Below are 18,180 nucleotides of genomic sequence, written 5' to 3'. Positions count from 1 at the left end.
AGGTTACTTTATGGACGAAAAACAGTTGCAGGCTCTGGCTAACGAACTGGCCAAAAATCTCAAAACTCCTGAAGATCTCAACCAGTTCGATCGGCTGCTCAAGAAAATCAGCGTTGAGGCAGCGCTCAACGCCGAAATGTCCCACCACCTCGGCTACGATAAAAACCAGGCTAAAACGGGCTCTAACGCCCGCAACGGCTACTCCACAAAGACCGTAACCACTGTCGATGGCCCCTTGGAGCTGCGTACTCCCCGCGATCGTGAAGCCACCTTTGAACCGCAACTGGTGAAGAAAAACCAGACCCGGATCACCGGGATGGATAACCAGATCCTGTCGTTATACGCCAAAGGAATGACAACCCGTGAAATAGCGGCTGCGTTCAAAGAGCTTTATGACGCCGATGTCTCACCCGCACTGGTATCGAAGGTGACTGATGCCGTTATGGAACAGGTAGTCGAATGGCAACATCGGCCACTGGATGCGGTCTATCCTATTGTTTACCTTGACTGTATTGTATTGAAAGTCCGACAGGATAGTCGCGTAATTAATAAATCCGTGTTCCTGGCACTGGGTATCAATATCGAAGGCCAGAAAGAGTTATTGGGGATGTGGTTGGCCGAAAATGAAGGTGCGAAGTTCTGGCTTAACGTGCTGACAGAACTGAAAAATCGCGGGCTGAACGATATCCTCATTGCCTGTGTTGACGGACTGAAAGGATTCCCGGATGCGATTAACGCAGTCTATCCAGAGGCACGGATCCAGTTGTGCATTGTGCATATGGTGCGTAACAGCCTGCGGTTCGTCTCCTGGAAGGACTACAAGGCAGTCACTCGAGACCTGAAAGCGATCTATCAGGCCCCAACGGAAGAGGCAGCACAGCAGGCCCTGGATGCGTTTGCCGGTACCTGGGACAGTCGATATCCGCAGATAAGTCGAAGCTGGGAGGCAAACTGGGTGAACCTTGCGACATTCTTCGCTTACCCGGCAGACATCCGCAAAGTGATCTACACCACCAACGCCATAGAGTCGCTGAACAGCGTGATCCGTCATGCCATCAAAAAGCGTAAGGTGTTCCCGACGGACGACTCAGTAAAGAAGGTAGTATGGCTGGCAATCCAGGCGGCATCGCAAAAATGGACGATGCCGCTGAGGGACTGGCGTATGGCAATGAGCCGTTTTATTATTGAGTTCGGTGACCGCCTGAACGGTCACTTCTGAGAAAAGGCATTTACACAGAATGGTGTACAGGCTCTATCCGTCCCAACCCCCGCGGCTTCCTGTCAGTTCCCCTAGAGGTGCAGGCTGGGGCTGCGACTGTAATAGCGGGTCATATCGTTGCGGTCAGCGTGACGGTCACGTATTCAATATGTAGATCAGGTCATTGCAGATAATGTTCACGCTCGATGAATGTGCCGATTATCTTGTCATGCATTTCCACTGATTTTGAGTACCCGATAGTTTTACGATTCAGTCGTTTTAACCGGTTGCGAAGATTCAGATTTTCACGTTCAATCCGCTGCGTGTAAAGCTTGCCAGTTATATGCTTTTTATCCGGCAACATCTCATAAGCACTGAAGTTATCCGTACACCAGAAAGCTATGCTGAAGCCTGAAAGCAATCCCAGTAATTTGCGCAACGTCTTTTTGTTCCGACGCCCAACAGCATGAGCAACAATACGTTTGAGACGAGGCTCCCATGCATACCACAACCAGCGTTGTTGCTTGTTGTTGCCAACAAACGACCACATTTCATCAACTTCGCAGATAAGCTGAATCTGGAGATTGTCCAGCGGAAGCGTGGTTACACATCGCGGCGCGAGTTTTTTAAGGTGCGTACAACGGCATTAATACTGATATGCAGCGCGCGTGCGGTATCGCGGATACCGGCATTGTTCATGGCAAGGTCAACAATTTTCTCTTTCATACCCTGCTGACAGGCACGATATTCATACTCAAGCTGAAAACTTCGACAACAGGTCTGACAGCGGAAGCGCTGATGACCGGTGCTTCCCAGTCCATGTTTTTTAACCGAGTCTGTTTGCTCACAAAACGGGCATTTTACCTCAACCGTTGCCATCAGGCTCTTCTTCTAAATATTTAGGAAAACAGATGAACATTCTACCTGACGATCACCGAGTTGAATACGTGACCAAAAACAGGCAATTACACAATTTAAATTACAGTCTCAGGTTCCTGTAAGCGCACAGGGTATATTATTTTCATTCGGTGAGCATATAAGTGTTTAGCATTAATCGGAAAATAACTATTTTTAGGTTTCTATTTTCAACTTCTTAGAATAAATGACGACAGCAATTCGAATGTTTTTAGTTAGTATGATTATTGGTGATATTATTTTATTTTGAATTATTGTGACTGATAAGTAACCCCACTCTATCTTTTTCTGACATCGCATCTATCCCACTTGAAAGCGTAATCTCATTTTGTCTATTCAATATTTTTAACTATATCGTTCTCTTTTTCTTCGTATGTGTTTTTATTTAATCCTGTAAACTCGATGTTAATTATCCTAATGGAAGCGGGGAGATTATCCTCGGACGGGAAATATATTAATGAAGGACTATGCGCTTTTTATTCCAATTTTATTTTTGACGATTCCATCTCGTCGATCCGATCCTGCGCGTCGCTGACTTGCGATTCGCTAGTTAGACCGTTGCCGTTTTAACGGCTGATCGTTGTCGTTTGTCGGTACGGGTTTTATTCATTAAGTGAAGGAAATCACAATGCAATACACTGGGAAGTACCTGAAGAAAACAGTGCTGATGCTAGCCATGATGGCCGGTCTCAGCGTCGGGCAAAGTCAGGCGGGCGTTGAAATTGAGACGCGTTCGCTGGATCAAATCTATCAGAGTGCGTTGAGAGAAGGCGGTACGGTCACCGTGTATGCCGGTGGCGATGTGCAGTCACAGCAGGCTGGCTTCAAGCGGGCATTTGAGACACGTTTTCCTGGCATGAAGCTGAATGTGATTGTCGATTACAGCAAATACCATGATGCCCGTATCGATAACCAACTGGCGACCGGCACCCTGATTCCTGATGTGGTGCAACTGCAAACGGTGCAGAATTTCCCGCGCTGGAAAAAAGAAGGCGTGCTGCTGAACTACAAAGCGCGTGGCTGGGACAAAATCTACCCAGAATTTCGGGATGCAGATGGTGCCTGGACTGGTGCCTATGTCATCGCATTTAGTAATTTGGTCAACACCCAGCTTCTGGATGAAAAATCCTGGCCGCGCGAGGTTAATGACTATCTTCGTCCCAATCTGAGAGGCAATTTGATTCTGGCTTATCCGAACGACGACGATGCGGTGCTGTTCTGGTACAAGCTGGCCGTGGATAAATACGGCTGGGATTTTGTTAAAAAATTGCAGGAGCAGGATCCCGTCTACGTGCGCGGCACCAACGTACCCGGTGCTGAGATCGCGACAGGAAAATATAGCGCGACGTTTACCAGTTCCGGTGCGCTCGTTCCGGCAGCCGATGCGGTGACCCGCTTTGTTCTGCCGAAGTCCGATCCTTTTGTTTCCTGGGCGCAACGTGCCGCTATCTTCAAACAGGCTAAACACCCAGAAAGCGCCAAGCTGTACCTAAGCTGGGTGCTGGATCCGCAAACGCAAACTCAGGTCTCACGTATGTGGTCGGTGCGTACCGATGTTGAGCCGCCAGTGGGCTACAAACATATCTGGGAATACCGTAACACTCGTCCGCAGGAATTTGCTGATTTCATGTACGATCGCGGTGCGGTCGAACGTTTTCGCTCACAGCTGAGTTTGTATGTGGGGGAAGCGAAAGGCGAACCTACGCCGGGCTGGCTTGGCGTGCACCCGGAAGTGCCTTTGGTTAACTAACGCTTGAAATTATTGCGTTACTTCATGCTGGTCACGTTCATCGTGGCCGGCATTACGTTCTGTAAGCTCCACATGTTAAGCACCATACGATTAAGAATCACACCTGATAATGACGATCTTGTTCGGTGAATAATTGAGCAGGATCACAAGAGGGGATTGCCAATGGCAGCGAACCACCATTGGCATGTTGAGGGTTAACGCTTACTTCTTGTTGTTGGGTTTCAAGGTTTCGCCAACGTTCAACAGGAAGATCTCGTTATCGCGAGTGGACACGCGGGTTGAGCCATCTTCCATGCGGTAGCCGCCTTCGGTGAAGCCTGCACCATTCAGGAACGGTGCAACGGATTGTGGTTTATTGCGTACCGCCGCTTCCAGCGCTAACAAAGCGTAAGGCTCGATAGTATCGACATCGGCATATTGTCGGTTGGGATCGGCCATGAAGAAACCGTTTTGATAACGCGTGCTGATAATGTTATCGCCCACTTTTTCCGCCAGCGACAAATAGTCTTTCACTTTACTCGCCTGATACAGATCCAGCAGCGCGAACAGGGCATAAGGATCGTTGTTCTTGGTAGCGAGATCCACTTTGACGTCTTTACCCGGCGCTGAACCTAACTCACCCAGCCCCTGTGCGCGAGCGATGCCGCGTGCGACACGCCACAGCTCGGCGTCCGGTAAAACGGTATAGGCACGAGAATACGAAAGCAGGAATGAATTATCCGCAGGATAAGGCTTGATCACGGTGCCTTTTTTGCCGTAGTAGCCATCACGCGACAGAACGTAATTGGAGAGATCTTTGCCGTTAGCGAGCATCGGGCGGAACGTGTTATCGGACTCGTTGTAGGCATACTTGGCAAAGGCTTTCAGGCCATCGGTTGTCCACGTCAGAAGTTCCTTGCCTTCCGCCCCTAAATCTTTACCCAACTGGAGCTGCATGAGCGCATTTTCGGAATAGATCGTGCTGGTGCGTCCTTTCAGCATCATATTGCCTTCCAGCGCGGTAGGGCCGAATTCCGGGCCGAATTGACGCTGGGCGCGATCGCCATATTTGGAATGCGTATCGGCATCGTCAGTCGTTTCATCGCGCTTCAGCGCCTGCGTAAACTGATACACGCCGAGTCCAGTCGCTTTATCCCGCGGTAGCACATACTGCTGTGCCAGACGTTTTGCCCAGACCAGCGCGCCGTCTTCTTTATTGTATTTGTACAGCAGCGAGGCGGAATAGATCAGATCGTTACCCGCATTCAGGAAGCTGAGGCCTTTGGTGGCGAAGAAGGGCGGCTGTTGTTCAAACGGGCTTTGCCAGAGCGCACCCATTTTTTGTCCGTATTTACCGTGGCGACTGGTTTCCATGATCTTCCAGTCATAAACGTGCGCATTCCAGAAACCGCGAATAAAGCGTGCGGTTGCGTCTTTATCGACGCTGAACATCAAATCGTAGTAGGGATAGGCATTTTTCAGCTCATGCACCATCTCTTTTTCGCTCGGGCCTTCCGGCTGTAGCGTTTTTAGATCCACAAAACGGTGGCCGCCCCAAATCAGCAGGCCGCTCTCATCCTGATAATGTTGAAAGTGATACTTCACTATCGCTTCGGCACGCTGCTTATAGCTAGGGTTGCCGCTCAGGTTGCTGAGCCCGACCAGCACACGCATCAGGTTCTGTTGTGCGGAGAAGTTGGAGAGCACGGCCTGACGACCATCAGGGAAAATCCACTCCATCTGTTTGCCCGTACGCGGATCGACACCATCCGCAAGTAATGGCGTAGGCGACTGACCGTGATAGTGGTCGCCAGCTTTGGTCAGCACGTTATCAACATACTGATTGACGATGGTAAGACGGTCAGGCGTAGCGGCGCTGGCCTGTAAAGCGACCAGACCCGCAAGGAGCGACAGCGCAAATCTTTTCATGTTATCTACCTGTATAGCTTGTAATAAAGGGATCCCGCTTGATGAACAGGACTCCCGAGAAAGATGGCATAGCAGTAAGCTGTTGTTAGAAAGGTAAGCCGTGGTTAGAACGTATAGGTGAAGCCGACTTTTCCTTTCCCTTCACGCGATTTCACATCGCGTCCGCTGGCGACATCTTCAACGCCAACGTGTGCCGTCCAGTTGTTGTTGATGGTGTAAGACACGTCGAAATCCTGTTGGTAGTCATGTTTTTTGTTGTTTTGCAGCACGTAATCCGCGTGATAGTAATAAGCGGTGTACGCCAGCGTGAAATTGTTGAAACCTTTGTAGGCCACGCCCGCTTCATAGCGGTGACGGTGAGTGTCGTCATCCGTGCTGGTACGTTTGCTGCGGGTAATTTTTCTGAGGTCATAGCGATATTGCGCATGAAGATCCGTCTTGTCAGTCACCGACCAGGTCAGTTTCAAACCTGGCGTATAGCGTGCGCCGGAACTCTGGCTAGCGCCGATATCACCCACGGTACCTTCGCCGCTGGTGCCGCCGGAATAGAAGCGCGCTTCCAGATTCGGCTTCAGGGTTAACTCAGGCGTTAAGTTGTAGGCATAGCCGGTATAAAAAGCATAAGAATTCGAGACGACATCATCGATGGTCAGATCTTTATTCTTATTATAAAAATTCAGCTCAACGCCAACGTACAGGCCATTATCCATAAAATGCCGCATACCGATTTCATCACCGTGATAGCGATTCATTGTTCCCCAGCTATGTTCATAGCTGAGTTTGGTATCAGAGGCAGACGCGGAAATAGCATAAATTTGGGCAAAGAGAATACCGGCCACAAGGTAGCGTTTTTTCATTATGGGCACCATTAATATTGATCGTTAATTATGAAAACTGTGCGCTGATAGACAAAATTCATTCATGAATTCATTTTCTTCATCAACACGGCACGAAATACGGTGTATTTCATTTATAAAATTCTGTGTTTGTTAGAAAACGTAGTTGAAACCAACTTTGATTTTCCCCTGACGGCTTGATGATGTGCTGGATTGGCTAATATCATCATACTCAATGTAAGGAGTTAGCTGTTTGTTTAACTTATATTGAACTTTGAACTGATGTTCATAATCCGTTTTCCCATTATCGTAAACTGCGTATTCTCTTTCCGTGAATTCACCCTTGCTGTATTTATACGATTTTGTGGTGTTATCGCCGATGTAGTAGTTAAAGACGTAAGTCAGATTAATATTATCCAAACCAGAATACGTTACCCCTGCATCCAGACGATGACGTCCGGTGTCCGATTTTGACAAATAAGATTCCCCTGCGTAACCATATTTGTCAGATGCGGAAATGGTCGAATAGCGCGAACTGCGAGAGGGCTTTTTATATTCATAGCGGTAGCGGCCATAAGTGGACCAGTCGCTGTTAATTCGGTAGTTATATTTCAGCCCCGGCTGATACATCATGGTTGAATTGCCGATGGAGAATTCGAAGCTCGGCGTTAAGGTGGCGGCCTTGCTTAACTTGAAGTCTTTACCGATCACCATGCCGCCAGAGCCGCCCTGCATGTCATCATAGGCAACGTCGTAGTTGCTGTTCCCGCCCGCTGACGTACTGAATTTGACTTCGTACGACCAGCCGTTAGTTTTCTTATGAATCAGCTTGATAGAGTCTGAGTGGCGGCGGTCTTCCGTCTTCCAGTTGTGTTCATACTGGAAGGTGGTTTTGCCGTCGGTTTCTGCTTGAACGAGGAACGGCGTGAATCCGGCACAAACGATGAGTAGGTTACGTGTATCTATTTTCATTCTGTCTTTCTCTTTTTTGATGAATAAATAATATTATTGGCGAGCGCAGTCTCTATCTTTAAAACCAGACAGTTGATGTCATTTTTTGGGCGTAAAAATAGAATCACCAAGAATGATGATGACGCCATTTATAATGTCAGACAGGGCTTTCTCCCTGGTCAATCAGGTTGCTATCAATGCATTGATGACTCCTTATATACGACGTGGAAAATGAAAATTTCACCTATCGTAATGACTGATGCTGATGAGTGAATGCCAAAAATGTACGCCATTTACGGGTTCATCTAATTATCAGTAAACTTGATAATTAGGGTTCGTGGCATTATGGTGGAAAGGAAACATTGTTTCATTTATACTGATCACATATTTGGTTACTTTTTGAAATTTTTTGAAATCATTTATTCTGATTATTTTCATCGTCAGAAATAGGTGTAACGGAAAAATGGTTGTCAGAGAAGGAGAAGCATCTCTTGAATGTTCGTGATGATAAGTGATTGAATACCTGTTAACCTGTAATTTCCCTTATATCCCCGCTATCATTCCGAGAATACTCTGTGGAGTGATTCCCACAAAAATGAATAAGTCGCTATAAATAGCTAATAGCGATCAAATGTCCCTGAAAATTTTCAGGGAACGCCGTATCGTTATCCCCACTTCAGCATCAGTTTCAACGCTTAAATCTCGAAGGCTTAAATTTCGAAGCCCGGGGCGACTTCTTTCACTGGTTTTTTACACACTTCGGGCTTGGGTTGGTTCGCTGGAAGGTTTTTACAGTCCGGCGCAAAAGGGTTCAACGCATCGCGATTCAGATAGAGCACAAACAGGATCAGAATGAGGAGGGGGATCAGAATACGTTTTCTTTTCATGGTCATCTTTAGTTGCGTTGCGGAAAATGTAGATATGTTAAAAAACAGGAAAAATTCTAACGCGTTACACGGCTTTTGTCTTTAGCCCGCTCGGTTTCCGCCTTATTGTAGGCGCTTCGGCATGACGATATCGGCAGAGGTGAAGATGAAAAAGATGCGGTTTGCGGCGATTGGGTTAGCGCACAACCATATTTATGACATGTGTCGGAAACTGGTTGATGCGCGCGCGGAACAACTGATTGCCAATGCGTCTATCGATCTTATTGCCTGTGCGGTCATTCCCTGTGACCGAGCCGAACTGGCGATGTCGCAAGCGCATATCTTCAAGGCGACAGCGCTGTCGATTCTGGCGCAGCAGGCCGCGAAGAAGATCGTTTAAACGAACGCTGCCCCTGCGCATTAACCACAGCAACCGTGCTCCGCGATGGCGCACGGTTGTTCCTTTTTTGTGCATGGGAATTGAGCACCGTAATCTAATCTCATAAAAATCAACAGGGTAAAAGCTGGCATGGTTTTCGCTTTAGTGAATTCAATCTTGTATACCAGATGGGATTCACATCATGCCAAGAATGACAGGGCTCACGCTTCAGGAATGGAAACAGCATTATCAACAGCAGGCCGATCGCGTTGGTGAAACGCTAGGCGCGCTGCTCGCCAGCTTGTCGCCGGACGATCCCGCATGGATCGCACTAGCGACACCTGAACTGCTTCAGGCTCAGATTGCGGCGCTATTGCCTCGGTACCGTGACAATCCAGACGCACTACCGCTGTTCGGCATTCCTTTTGCCGTCAAAGACAATATTGATGTCGCGGGCTTTCCAACGAGCGCGGCGTGTCCGGCATTTACCTATCTGGCTGATAAGGACGCGACTGCCGTTGCCAAACTGAAAGCGGCGGGGGCGATTGTCATTGGTAAAACCAACCTCGACCAGTTTGCGACCGGTCTGGTCGGCACGCGCTCACCGTTCGGTGCTGTGCCAAACACCTTTAATGCGGAATACATCAGCGGCGGTTCCAGTTCAGGATCGGCTTCGGTACTGGCGCGCGGGCTGGTTGCGTTTTCGCTGGGAACCGATACCGCCGGGTCGGGGCGCGTTCCTGCCGGGTTTAACAATATTGTCGGCCTGAAGCCGACGAAAGGGTGGCTATCGGCAAGCGGTGTCGTACCGGCCTGTCGCCTGAATGATACGATTTCCGTGTTTGCGCTGACCGTCGACGATGCATTTACCGTTGCTGAACTGGCTGGCGGGTACGATGCAACGGATGCCTACTCGCGCAGCCATCCCGCCAGTACGCCTGCGGCGCTGCCAGCGAATCCGCGCTTTGCTATTCCCAGTGATCCCACTTTCTTTTCTGATACTGTCGCGCAGGCGGCATGGCAGCACGCGCTGGTGGAATTGGAAGCAGCGGGCGCGACGCTGCACCCGATCGATTTCAGTATCTTCACGCAGCTAGCCGATCAGCTTTATCAAGGCCCCTGGGTAGCGGAACGCACGGTCGCGGTGGGCGACATGCTGCAACAGCCAGAAAATATGGATCCGGTGGTTCACGGTATTGTGGCGAACGGTGAGCGCTTCAGCGCGGTGGAGGCCTTTAAAGCTGAGTACCTGCGTGCCGAACTGGCGCGTCATATTCAGCAGACGCTGGCGTCGTTCGATGCATTAGTCGTGCCGACCTCACCGACGATCCACACGCGTGAGGCGATGAAGCAAGAGCCGGTGCGCTACAACTCTCAGTTGGGAACCTACACCAACTTTACCAATCTGGCCGATCTCTCGGCGCTGGCGCTACCAGCACCTTTCCGTACCGATGGTTTACCGGCGGGTATCACACTGATTGCGCCCGCCTGGCACGACCGTGCATTGGCGAGCTTCGGCTTGCGCTGGCAGACGCAATTGGCGCTCACGCTGGGAGCAACAGGAAAAACGCTGCCTGTGGGACCGGCCACCTTGCCGCCTTCGGCATTGCACGTTCGCCTCGCCGTTGTTGGCGCACACCTGACGGGCATGCCGCTCAATCACCAACTGACCAGCCGCGATGCCGTGCGGGTAGAAGAGACGCGCACAGCGGAGAACTATCGCCTTTATGCGCTGGCGAACACGCAACCGGCCAAGCCCGGTTTAGCGAAAAGCACCGACGGCGCGGCGATTATCGTCGAGCTGTGGGACATCCCGCTGGCGCGCTTTGGTGAGTTTGTCGCAGAAATTCCCGCGCCGTTAGGCATGGGTACGCTGACGTTAATCGACGGGCGACAGGTTAAAGGCTTTATCTGCGAACCGGCTGCGCTGAGCGATGCCGTGGATATCACCGAATTCGGCGGCTGGCGTCACTGGCTTACCCGTCAGGAGGCGTCCCATGTTTAAGACTGTACTGATCGCTAACCGCGGTGAAATTGCCTGTCGCGCCATACGCACACTGAAACGCCTGGGAATAACCAGCGTGGCGATATATTCCGATGCGGATAAAAACGCGCAGCATGTGAAAGATGCAGATATTGCTGTACCGATTGGCGGCGAGAAGGCCAGCGACAGCTATCTGTGTATCGATAAGGTACTGGCCGCCGCACAGCAGACAGGGGCTGAGGCTATCTGGCCGGGCTACGGTTTTCTGTCAGAAAGCCTGCCGTTTGCCGCTGCGTGTGAAAAGGCCGGTATTGCGTTTGTCGGGCCAACCGCGCAGCAAATTGGCGAGTTTGGCCTGAAACACCGCGCCCGTGAATTGGCCGCCGCTGCCGGTGTGCCGATGACGCCGGGAACGCCGCTGCTGGCCTCGCTGGAGGACGCGCTGGTCGCCGCCGAGGATATCGGCTATCCGGTGATGCTGAAAAGTACCGCGGGGGGCGGCGGCATTGGCCTGACGCGCTGCGCGGATGCAGAAGCGCTACAGGCTGCGTGGGAAAGCGTGCGCCGATTGGGGGAACAGTTCTTTAGCGATGCAGGCGTTTTTCTTGAACGCTGCATCGATCGGGCGCGTCACGTCGAAGTACAGATTTTTGGCGATGGCAAAGGCCGGGTGGTCGCGCTGGGCGAACGCGATTGTTCACTGCAACGCCGTAACCAGAAAGTCGTGGAAGAAACCCCCGCACCGCATTTGCCGGACGCTACGCGAGTAGCGCTGCTGGCCTCGGCGGTGAAACTGGGCGAACTGGTTAACTACCGCAGTGCGGGAACGGTGGAGTTTATCTATGACGCCGAGCGCGATGCGTTCTTTTTCCTCGAAGTGAATACCCGTTTGCAGGTTGAACATCCGGTGACGGAGTGCGTCACTGGGCTGGATTTGGTCGAATGCATGCTGCGCGTCGCGGCGGATGAACCCTTAGACTGGGCGCAACTGATGCAGGCTCCGCGTGGCGCCGCGATAGAGGTGCGTATTTACGCGGAAGATCCGCTGAAAAACTTCCAGCCTAGCCCTGGCGTGCTGACCGAAGTGGCGTTTCCCGATGGCGTACGGGTTGACGGCTGGGTGAGCACCGGCACCGAAGTATCGGCGTATTACGATCCGATGATCGCCAAGCTGATCGTTCACGCGGAAACCCGTGAACTGGCGCTGGAGAAGATGCAGCAGGCGCTGAGTGCCACACGTTTGCACGGTATTGCCACCAATCTGGATTATCTGCGTCAAATTATCGCTACCGATGCGTTCCGCAGCGGAACGGTCTGGACACGGATGCTCGACAGCTTTACGCCGTCCGCGTCGGTTATTGAGGTGATTCAACCCGGTACCTGGAGCAGCGTGCAGGACTATCCCGGACGCCTTGGCTATTGGGATATCGGCGTGCCGCCGTCTGGCCCGATGGACGACTTCGCGTTCCGGCTGGCGAACCGTATTGTCGGTAACGATGAAGCCGCGGCAGGGCTGGAGTTTACGCTGCAAGGCCCGACGCTGCGTTTTCACCGCGAGGTGGTGATTGCGCTGACGGGAGCAGACTGTCCGGCGACGCTGGATGGCGAAACGGTACCGTATTGGCAACCGGTGACGATAACGGCCGGGCAAACGCTGACGCTAGGGCGCGCGCAGTCCGGCTGTCGTACCTATCTGGCGGTGCGTAACGGTATCGATGTACCGCAGTATCTCGGCAGCCGCTCGACGTTCGCGCTGGGGGAATTTGGCGGTCACGCCGGACGAACACTGCGCGTGGCGGATATGCTGGCGATTTCTCAACCCGACTTGCCCGCCTGCACCACGCCTGCGCCGGTGAGCGCCCCGCAGGCCGTGGACGCCGCACTGATTCCGCAGTACGGCGATGAGTGGCGCATTGGCGTGCTCTATGGCCCGCACGGTGCACCGGATTTCTTTACCCACGCGGCGATTGATGAATTCTTCGCAGCGGAATGGCAGGTGCACTACAACTCGAACCGGCTGGGCGTGCGTCTGGTCGGGCCGAAACCCACCTGGACGCGAGCTAACGGCGGCGAGGCCGGTCTGCATCCTTCCAACGTTCACGACTGTGAATATGCCATTGGCGCCGTGAATTTTACCGGTGACTTCCCGGTGATCCTCACGCGGGATGGGCCGAGTCTGGGCGGATTTGTCTGTCCGGTCACCATCGCCAAAGCGGAACTGTGGAAAGTCGGTCAGGTTAAGCCGGGCGACCGTATCCGTTTCCATCCCATTAGCGCGGACGAAGCGCTGGCGCTGGAACAGGCGCAGTCTGCCTGCGTGTCCACGCTGGGTACGGCGCATTCGCCCACGTTTGATGTGCCTTCGTTGGCGACAACGGAATACGGCTCTGCCACGGTGCTGGCTGCGGTACCCGCTACGGCGACGACACCCGCTGCCGTGTATCGTCAGGCGGGGGATAACTACGTTCTGATCGAATACGGCGAGAATGTGCTGGATCTGGCACTGCGGCTGCGCGTTCACCTGCTAATGGTCGCGATCCGCGCGTCTGAAACGGCGGGGATCGAAGAGCTATCGCCCGGCGTGCGGTCGCTACAGGTGCGCTACGACAGCCGGGTTCTCCGCCAGCGTGCACTGCTGGACGTGTTGCTGCATCTGGAAAGTCAGCTTGGCGACGTGAGCCAGATGAAAGTGCCGTCACGCATCGTCTATTTGCCGATGGCGTTTGAAGATAGCGCTACGCTCGGCGCGGTGGAACGCTACCGTGAAACCGTACGCGCCAACGCACCTTGGCTGCCGAATAACGTCGATTTCATTCAGCGCATTAATGGCTTGCCGAGCCGTGACGATGTGCGTGACATCATTTTCGATGCCAGCTACCTGATTCTGGGGCTGGGTGACGTTTATCTCGGTGCCCCCTGTGCGGTGCCGGTCGATCCGCGCCACCGCCTGCTGAGTTCCAAATACAATCCGGCGCGTACTTTCACCGCCGAAGGCACCGTTGGTATCGGCGGGATGTACATGTGCATCTATGGCATGGATTCGCCGGGCGGCTATCAACTGGTGGGGCGCACGTTGCCTATTTGGAACAAATTCCTCAAAAACGATCAGTTCATTGCGGGTGAGCCCTGGCTGCTGCGCTTCTTCGATCAGGTGCGATTTTATCCGGTCAGCGAAGCCGAACTGACGGCGCTGCGCGATGACTTCCGCGAAGGACGCGCGGCAATTCGCATCGAAGAAACCCAATTTGATTTTGCTGAACACTCGCGCTTCCTGACGGCGCAGGCCGACGATATTGCCGCGTTCCGCCAGCGTCAGGCCACGGCGTTTGAAACGGAGGTGGCGCTGTGGCAGCAGGAGGATGACAGCTCGCCGCAGGACGTGGTTTCGGCTGCTCCCGTGGAGAACGACGAGAGCGCGTTTCAGGTCAGCGCGGATATGAACGGCAACATCTGGAAAGTGTTGGTGAACGTGGGGGATGTCATCGAAGCCGGACAGCCGCTGATTATCGTCGAAGCGATGAAGATGGAGCTGACGATTAGCGCACCGCAGTCTGGTCGGGTGAAACGCATTGGTTGCCAGCCGGGACGACCGGTCAGCCCCGGCGATGCCTTGCTGTGGCTGGAGTAAGAACCGATTGAAACGAAAGCGAAAGCCTGAATAAACGGACCAACGGTAATAAACGGCGAAGCGGAGAACACGATGCGAGCAGGCACACAAAAGAGCAGTAAAGATCGCCCGGAAGCGCTGGCGGAGCGGGTCTATCAAACACTGAAAAACGACATTTTCGACTTTCGTCTGATGCCGGGTGACCGCTTTAGTGAAAATGAAATTGCCGAGCGAATGTCGGTCAGCCGCACGCCGGTGCGTCAGGCGCTGTTCTGGCTGGAGCGGGAAGGCTATGTCGAAGTCTATTTCCGCAGCGGCTGGCAGGTTCGTCCGTTTGATTTCGAATATTTCGAGGAACTGTATGACTTTCGCATTGTGCTGGAGCGCGAAGCCATTCGTCGGCTGTGCGGGATGCCGCCGGGGCGCTGCACCGAGCTATTGGCGGACCTGAAACGCTTCTGGATTGAGGATCCGCGTCTGGACGACGGCAAAATCGTCTCCCGCTACGACGAAGGGTTTCACCGTGGGCTGGTGACAGCGGCAGGCAACAGCGAAATGGCGCGGGTTCACGGCGAACTGACGGAGAAAATCCGCATTATTCGCCGTCTCGATTTCACCCGCGAGGATCGTATCGACGCAACCTATAAAGAACATGCCCGCATTCTGCTGGCGATATTGCAACAGCACACCGAGGAGGCACAGCGCATTCTGACCGACCACATCGCCGTCAGTAAGGCCGAAGTCAGAAAGATCACCTTACACATGCTACAGCAGGCGCGGCCTCAATCTGTTTCAACCGCATCTGTTTCACCTGACGCATCACACGATTCCATTCTCACTCAACACGACTTAAGGGCTAATAAATGAAAAGACGTTCATTGCTAAAGGTTTTTGCGCTTTCTGCGACAGTGGTTGGTATGGGGTTGACCTGGAGCGTGCAGGCGGCGGACACCATCAAAGTCGGCATTATGCATTCTCTGTCTGGCACGATGGCGATTTCGGAAACGCCGCTGAAGGATGTGGCGCTGATGACCATTGATGAAATCAACGCCAAAGGCGGCGTGTTGGGTAAAAAACTGGAGCCGGTGGTGGTCGATCCGGCCTCGAACTGGCCGCTGTTTGCTGAAAAGGCGCGTCAACTGCTGACGCAGGACAAAGCGGCGGTGGTGTTCGGGTGCTGGACATCGGTATCGCGTAAGTCGGTCCTGCCGGTGTTTGAGGAATTGAACGGGCTGCTGTTCTACCCGGTACAGTATGAAGGTGAAGAGATGTCGCCGAACGTGTTCTACACCGGCGCGGCACCGAATCAGCAGGCGATCCCAGCCGTGGAATATCTGATAAGTGAAGACGGCGGGGCGGCGAAGCGTTTCTTCCTGCTGGGTACGGACTATGTGTATCCGCGTACCACCAACAAGATCCTGCGCGCGTTCCTGCATTCCAAAGGCGTGCAGGACAAAGATATCGAGGAAGTGTATACGCCGTTTGGCCACAGCGATTACCAGACCATCGTTTCCAACATCAAGAAGTTCTCGACGGGCGGTAAGACCGCGGTGGTTTCCACCATCAACGGTGATTCCAACGTGCCGTTCTATAAAGAATTGGCGAATCAGGGAATCAAAGCCACCGATGTACCGGTTGTTGCGTTCTCTGTCGGTGAAGAAGAACTGCGCGGGATCGATACCAAACCGCTGGTCGGCCATTTAGCCGCGTGGAACTACTTTGAGTCGGTCGATAACCCAACCAATGATGACTTCGTGGAAGCCTATAAAGCCTATGCCAAAGCGAAAAATCTGCCGAACGCGGGCACGGTGGTGACTAACGATCCGATGGAAGCGACCTATGTCGGCATTCATATGTGGGCGCAGGCGGTAGAGAAAGCGGGTACCACGGACGTAGATAAAGTCCGCGCCGCGATGGCCGGACAGACCTTTGCCGCACCGGATGGCTTTACGCTGACGATGGACAAGACCAACCACCATCTGCACAAGCCGGTGATGATTGGTGAGATTGAGGAAAACGGTCAGTTCAACGTGGTCTGGCAAACCGATAAGCCGGTTCGCGCCCAGCCGTGGAGCCCGTACATCGCCGGTAACGATAAGAAGCCCGATCATCCAATCAAAGCCGCGCAGTAAGCATCGGTCCTATACGCCCCGTCCAGCATGTCGGACGGGGATATTATCTCTCTTATATGGCGGACATTGCGATGATGGGTCATCGATTATCTACGTTTGTGCTGTCGCTGTGTCTGATGTTTCCCCTGTTCGCGCAGGCCGGACCTGCGGCCGATTTCGCCGCCGCCAGCCGCACGCAGCAGGCCGAACTGCTGCAACAATGGGCCGCAGCACCGGAACCTGCACGCTTGCCGCTGTTACAGGCGCTGCGCGACGAGTCGGTCGTGCTTGATCGGAACCAGCAGCCGTTTATGGACGTGCAGGGCACGTTAACCCCGCTGGAAGGGAGCGCGGAACCGGTGGGTGCGACCAAAAAACTGTTTATGAATAACCGTTTGCGCGGGCTGGTTGCCACCGCGCTGGCTGCGCATCAACTTGTCAGTGATGATGCCGCAACGCGCCTGAATGCCGTACGACAGCTACAAAGCGACAGCAGTGCGGAACAACTGCCGCTGTTGGTACAACGTCTTGGGGTAGAAAAAGATGCGCAGGTACATGACGCGCTGAATACCGCTATTGCGACTCGGCAATTAAGCGATCCCAATCCGTTGGTGCGTCTTGAAGCGGTCAAACGCTTAGGGCAGACCGGCGACCCGCAGATGCAGGCACGTTTACAGCCGCTAACGCAGGCGCAGAACGAGCTGGATACCGGCGTGCGGGCGGCGGCGCAGGAGAGTCTGGATCAGATTAAGCAAAGTTTGATCGTGGGCGATCTGCTGGGGCAGGCGTTTACCGGGCTATCGCTTGGCTCTATCCTGCTGCTGGCGGCGCTGGGACTGGCGATCACGTACGGGCTACTGGGCGTTATCAACATGGCGCACGGCGAAATGCTGATGCTGGGCGCTTATGCGACCTGGCTGGTGCAGTCGCTGTGCCAGCAGTTTGCGCCGAGCTGGCTGGCGTATTATCCGCTGCTGGCGCTGCCTGTTGCCTTCTTTATCACCGCTGGCGTCGGTATGGTTCTGGAGCGTACGGTGATTCGTCATCTTTATGGCCGACCGCTGGAAACGCTGTTGGCGACCTGGGGTATCAGCCTGATGCTGATCCAACTGGTGCGGATGCTGTTCGGCACGCAAAATCTGGAAGTCGCGAACCCCGAGTGGCTGTCTGGCGGGCTGCGCCTGCTGCCGAATCTGGTGCTGCCGTATAACCGCATCGCGGTGATTGTGTTCGTCCTCGGCGTGCTGCTGCTCACCTGGCTACTCCTTAATAAAACTCGTCTTGGTATGAATGTGCGTGCGGTGACACAAAATCGAGCGATGGCGGACTGCTGCGGCGTGCCGACCGGACGCGTCGATATGTTGGCCTTTGGGCTGGGTTCCGGCATCGCAGGTCTTGGCGGTGTGGCGTTGTCGCAATTGGGCAACGTCGGGCCGGAGCTGGGACAGGGCTACATCATCGATTCCTTCCTCGTCGTCGTGCTGGGCGGCGTTGGGCAACTGGCGGGGACGGTGGTCGCTGCGTTCAGCCTCGGCATTCTCAACAAAGTGCTCGAACCGCAGATGGGTGCCGTGCTGGGAAAAATCGTCATTCTGATATTGATCGTGCTGTTTATTCAGAAACGGCCACAGGGGCTGTTTGCATTCAAAGGACGGGTGATTGACTGATGACGCAA

General features: G+C 53.4%; 13 protein-coding genes. 8 read left to right on the top strand and 5 right to left on the bottom strand.

The window, feature by feature from the left end; translation table 11 throughout:
• The first annotated feature begins 10 nt into the window (after window positions 1–10).
• Window positions 11–1,219 (top strand): IS256 family transposase, encoded by a 1,209-nt coding sequence (locus IG609_RS10695; RefSeq protein WP_193399575.1) that lies wholly within the window; start codon window positions 11–13, stop codon window positions 1,217–1,219.
• Between the two features lie 160 nt (window positions 1,220–1,379).
• On the opposite strand, the gene IG609_RS10690 is transcribed toward IG609_RS10695, so the two are convergent.
• Window positions 1,380–2,077, bottom strand: a protein-coding gene (locus IG609_RS10690; RefSeq protein WP_250127212.1) for an IS1 family transposase whose coding sequence is annotated in 2 segments (ribosomal slippage) — window positions 1,380–1,828 and window positions 1,828–2,077 — 699 coding nt in all. Because the reading frame shifts where the segments join, the coding sequence is not laid out codon by codon here.
• 664 nt (window positions 2,078–2,741) lie between these two features.
• Between IG609_RS10690 and IG609_RS10685 the strand changes: the two genes are divergently transcribed.
• Window positions 2,742–3,863: an ABC transporter substrate-binding protein gene (locus tag IG609_RS10685; RefSeq protein WP_102116473.1), complete on the top strand. Its 1,122-nt coding sequence runs from the start codon at window positions 2,742–2,744 to the stop codon at window positions 3,861–3,863.
• A 201-nt stretch (window positions 3,864–4,064) separates the two neighbouring features.
• Here IG609_RS10685 and IG609_RS10680 read toward each other — a convergent pair whose 3' ends face one another.
• The 4 genes from IG609_RS10680 to IG609_RS10665 all read right to left on the bottom strand — a co-directional run bounded on the left by IG609_RS10680 (window position 4,065) and on the right by IG609_RS10665 (window position 8,445).
• Window positions 4,065–5,771: a pectate lyase gene (locus IG609_RS10680; protein ID WP_193399518.1), complete on the bottom strand. Its 1,707-nt coding sequence runs from the start codon at window positions 5,769–5,771 to the stop codon at window positions 4,065–4,067.
• A gap of 104 nt (window positions 5,772–5,875) precedes the next feature.
• A complete protein-coding gene (locus IG609_RS10675; protein WP_193399517.1) occupies window positions 5,876–6,628 on the bottom strand; it encodes an oligogalacturonate-specific porin KdgM family protein in 753 nt (250 codons plus the stop codon).
• Window positions 6,629–6,760: 132 nt separating this feature from the next.
• Window positions 6,761–7,579, bottom strand: a complete 819-nt coding sequence (locus tag IG609_RS10670; protein ID WP_193399516.1) for an oligogalacturonate-specific porin KdgM family protein — start codon at window positions 7,577–7,579, stop codon at window positions 6,761–6,763.
• A gap of 689 nt (window positions 7,580–8,268) precedes the next feature.
• The gene (locus IG609_RS10665) at window positions 8,269–8,445 is read right to left on the bottom strand and encodes a hypothetical protein (protein WP_193399515.1); all 177 of its coding nucleotides are present in this window, start codon (window positions 8,443–8,445) and stop codon (window positions 8,269–8,271) included.
• 121 nt (window positions 8,446–8,566) lie between these two features.
• Here IG609_RS10665 and IG609_RS10660 point away from each other — a divergent pair, with 121 nt between their 5' ends.
• From IG609_RS10660 to urtB, 6 genes are all read left to right on the top strand, one after another.
• Entirely contained in the window at window positions 8,567–8,824 is a 258-nt protein-coding gene (locus IG609_RS10660; RefSeq protein ID WP_226373335.1) for a hypothetical protein, read from the top strand.
• Window positions 8,825–9,005: 181 nt separating this feature from the next.
• Window positions 9,006–10,808 (top strand): allophanate hydrolase, encoded by a 1,803-nt coding sequence (gene atzF, locus IG609_RS10655; protein ID WP_193399514.1) that lies wholly within the window; start codon window positions 9,006–9,008, stop codon window positions 10,806–10,808.
• Window positions 10,801–14,415: an urea carboxylase gene (gene uca, locus IG609_RS10650; protein WP_193399513.1), complete on the top strand. Its 3,615-nt coding sequence runs from the start codon at window positions 10,801–10,803 to the stop codon at window positions 14,413–14,415. Before atzF ends, uca begins: the two co-directional genes overlap by 8 nt.
• A gap of 72 nt (window positions 14,416–14,487) precedes the next feature.
• Window positions 14,488–15,261: a GntR family transcriptional regulator gene (locus IG609_RS10645; RefSeq protein ID WP_039518294.1), complete on the top strand. Its 774-nt coding sequence runs from the start codon at window positions 14,488–14,490 to the stop codon at window positions 15,259–15,261.
• Entirely contained in the window at window positions 15,258–16,526 is a 1,269-nt protein-coding gene (urtA, locus tag IG609_RS10640; RefSeq protein ID WP_193399512.1) for an urea ABC transporter substrate-binding protein, read from the top strand. Before IG609_RS10645 ends, urtA begins: the two co-directional genes overlap by 4 nt.
• 56 nt (window positions 16,527–16,582) lie before the next feature.
• Complete coding sequence (gene urtB, locus IG609_RS10635) at window positions 16,583–18,172, top strand: urea ABC transporter permease subunit UrtB (protein ID WP_193399511.1); 1,590 nt, start codon at window positions 16,583–16,585, stop codon at window positions 18,170–18,172.
• The last annotated feature ends 8 nt before the right edge of the window (window positions 18,173–18,180 follow it).

It is taken from the genome of Pectobacterium quasiaquaticum (assembly GCF_014946775.2).
GTDB lineage: Bacteria > Pseudomonadota > Gammaproteobacteria > Enterobacterales > Enterobacteriaceae > Pectobacterium > Pectobacterium aquaticum.
Note: the sequence above shows the minus strand (reverse complement) of the source record. Positions and strands in the feature narration are given on the sequence as shown.

Coding starts and splice junctions, on each gene's coding strand:
- IG609_RS10670 (WP_193399516.1), bottom strand. CDS start 7,579: ATGAAAATAGATACACGTAACCTACTCATCGTTTGTGCCGGATTCACG.
- atzF (WP_193399514.1), top strand. CDS start 9,006: ATGCCAAGAATGACAGGGCTCACGCTTCAGGAATGGAAACAGCATTAT.
- IG609_RS10695 (WP_193399575.1), top strand. CDS start 11: ATGGACGAAAAACAGTTGCAGGCTCTGGCTAACGAACTGGCCAAAAAT.
- IG609_RS10645 (WP_039518294.1), top strand. CDS start 14,488: ATGCGAGCAGGCACACAAAAGAGCAGTAAAGATCGCCCGGAAGCGCTG.
- IG609_RS10660 (WP_226373335.1), top strand. CDS start 8,567: ATGACGATATCGGCAGAGGTGAAGATGAAAAAGATGCGGTTTGCGGCG.
- urtB (WP_193399511.1), top strand. CDS start 16,583: ATGGCGGACATTGCGATGATGGGTCATCGATTATCTACGTTTGTGCTG.
- urtA (WP_193399512.1), top strand. CDS start 15,258: ATGAAAAGACGTTCATTGCTAAAGGTTTTTGCGCTTTCTGCGACAGTG.
- IG609_RS10685 (WP_102116473.1), top strand. CDS start 2,742: ATGCAATACACTGGGAAGTACCTGAAGAAAACAGTGCTGATGCTAGCC.
- IG609_RS10665 (WP_193399515.1), bottom strand. CDS start 8,445: ATGAAAAGAAAACGTATTCTGATCCCCCTCCTCATTCTGATCCTGTTT.
- uca (WP_193399513.1), top strand. CDS start 10,801: ATGTTTAAGACTGTACTGATCGCTAACCGCGGTGAAATTGCCTGTCGC.
- IG609_RS10680 (WP_193399518.1), bottom strand. CDS start 5,771: ATGAAAAGATTTGCGCTGTCGCTCCTTGCGGGTCTGGTCGCTTTACAG.
- IG609_RS10675 (WP_193399517.1), bottom strand. CDS start 6,628: ATGAAAAAACGCTACCTTGTGGCCGGTATTCTCTTTGCCCAAATTTAT.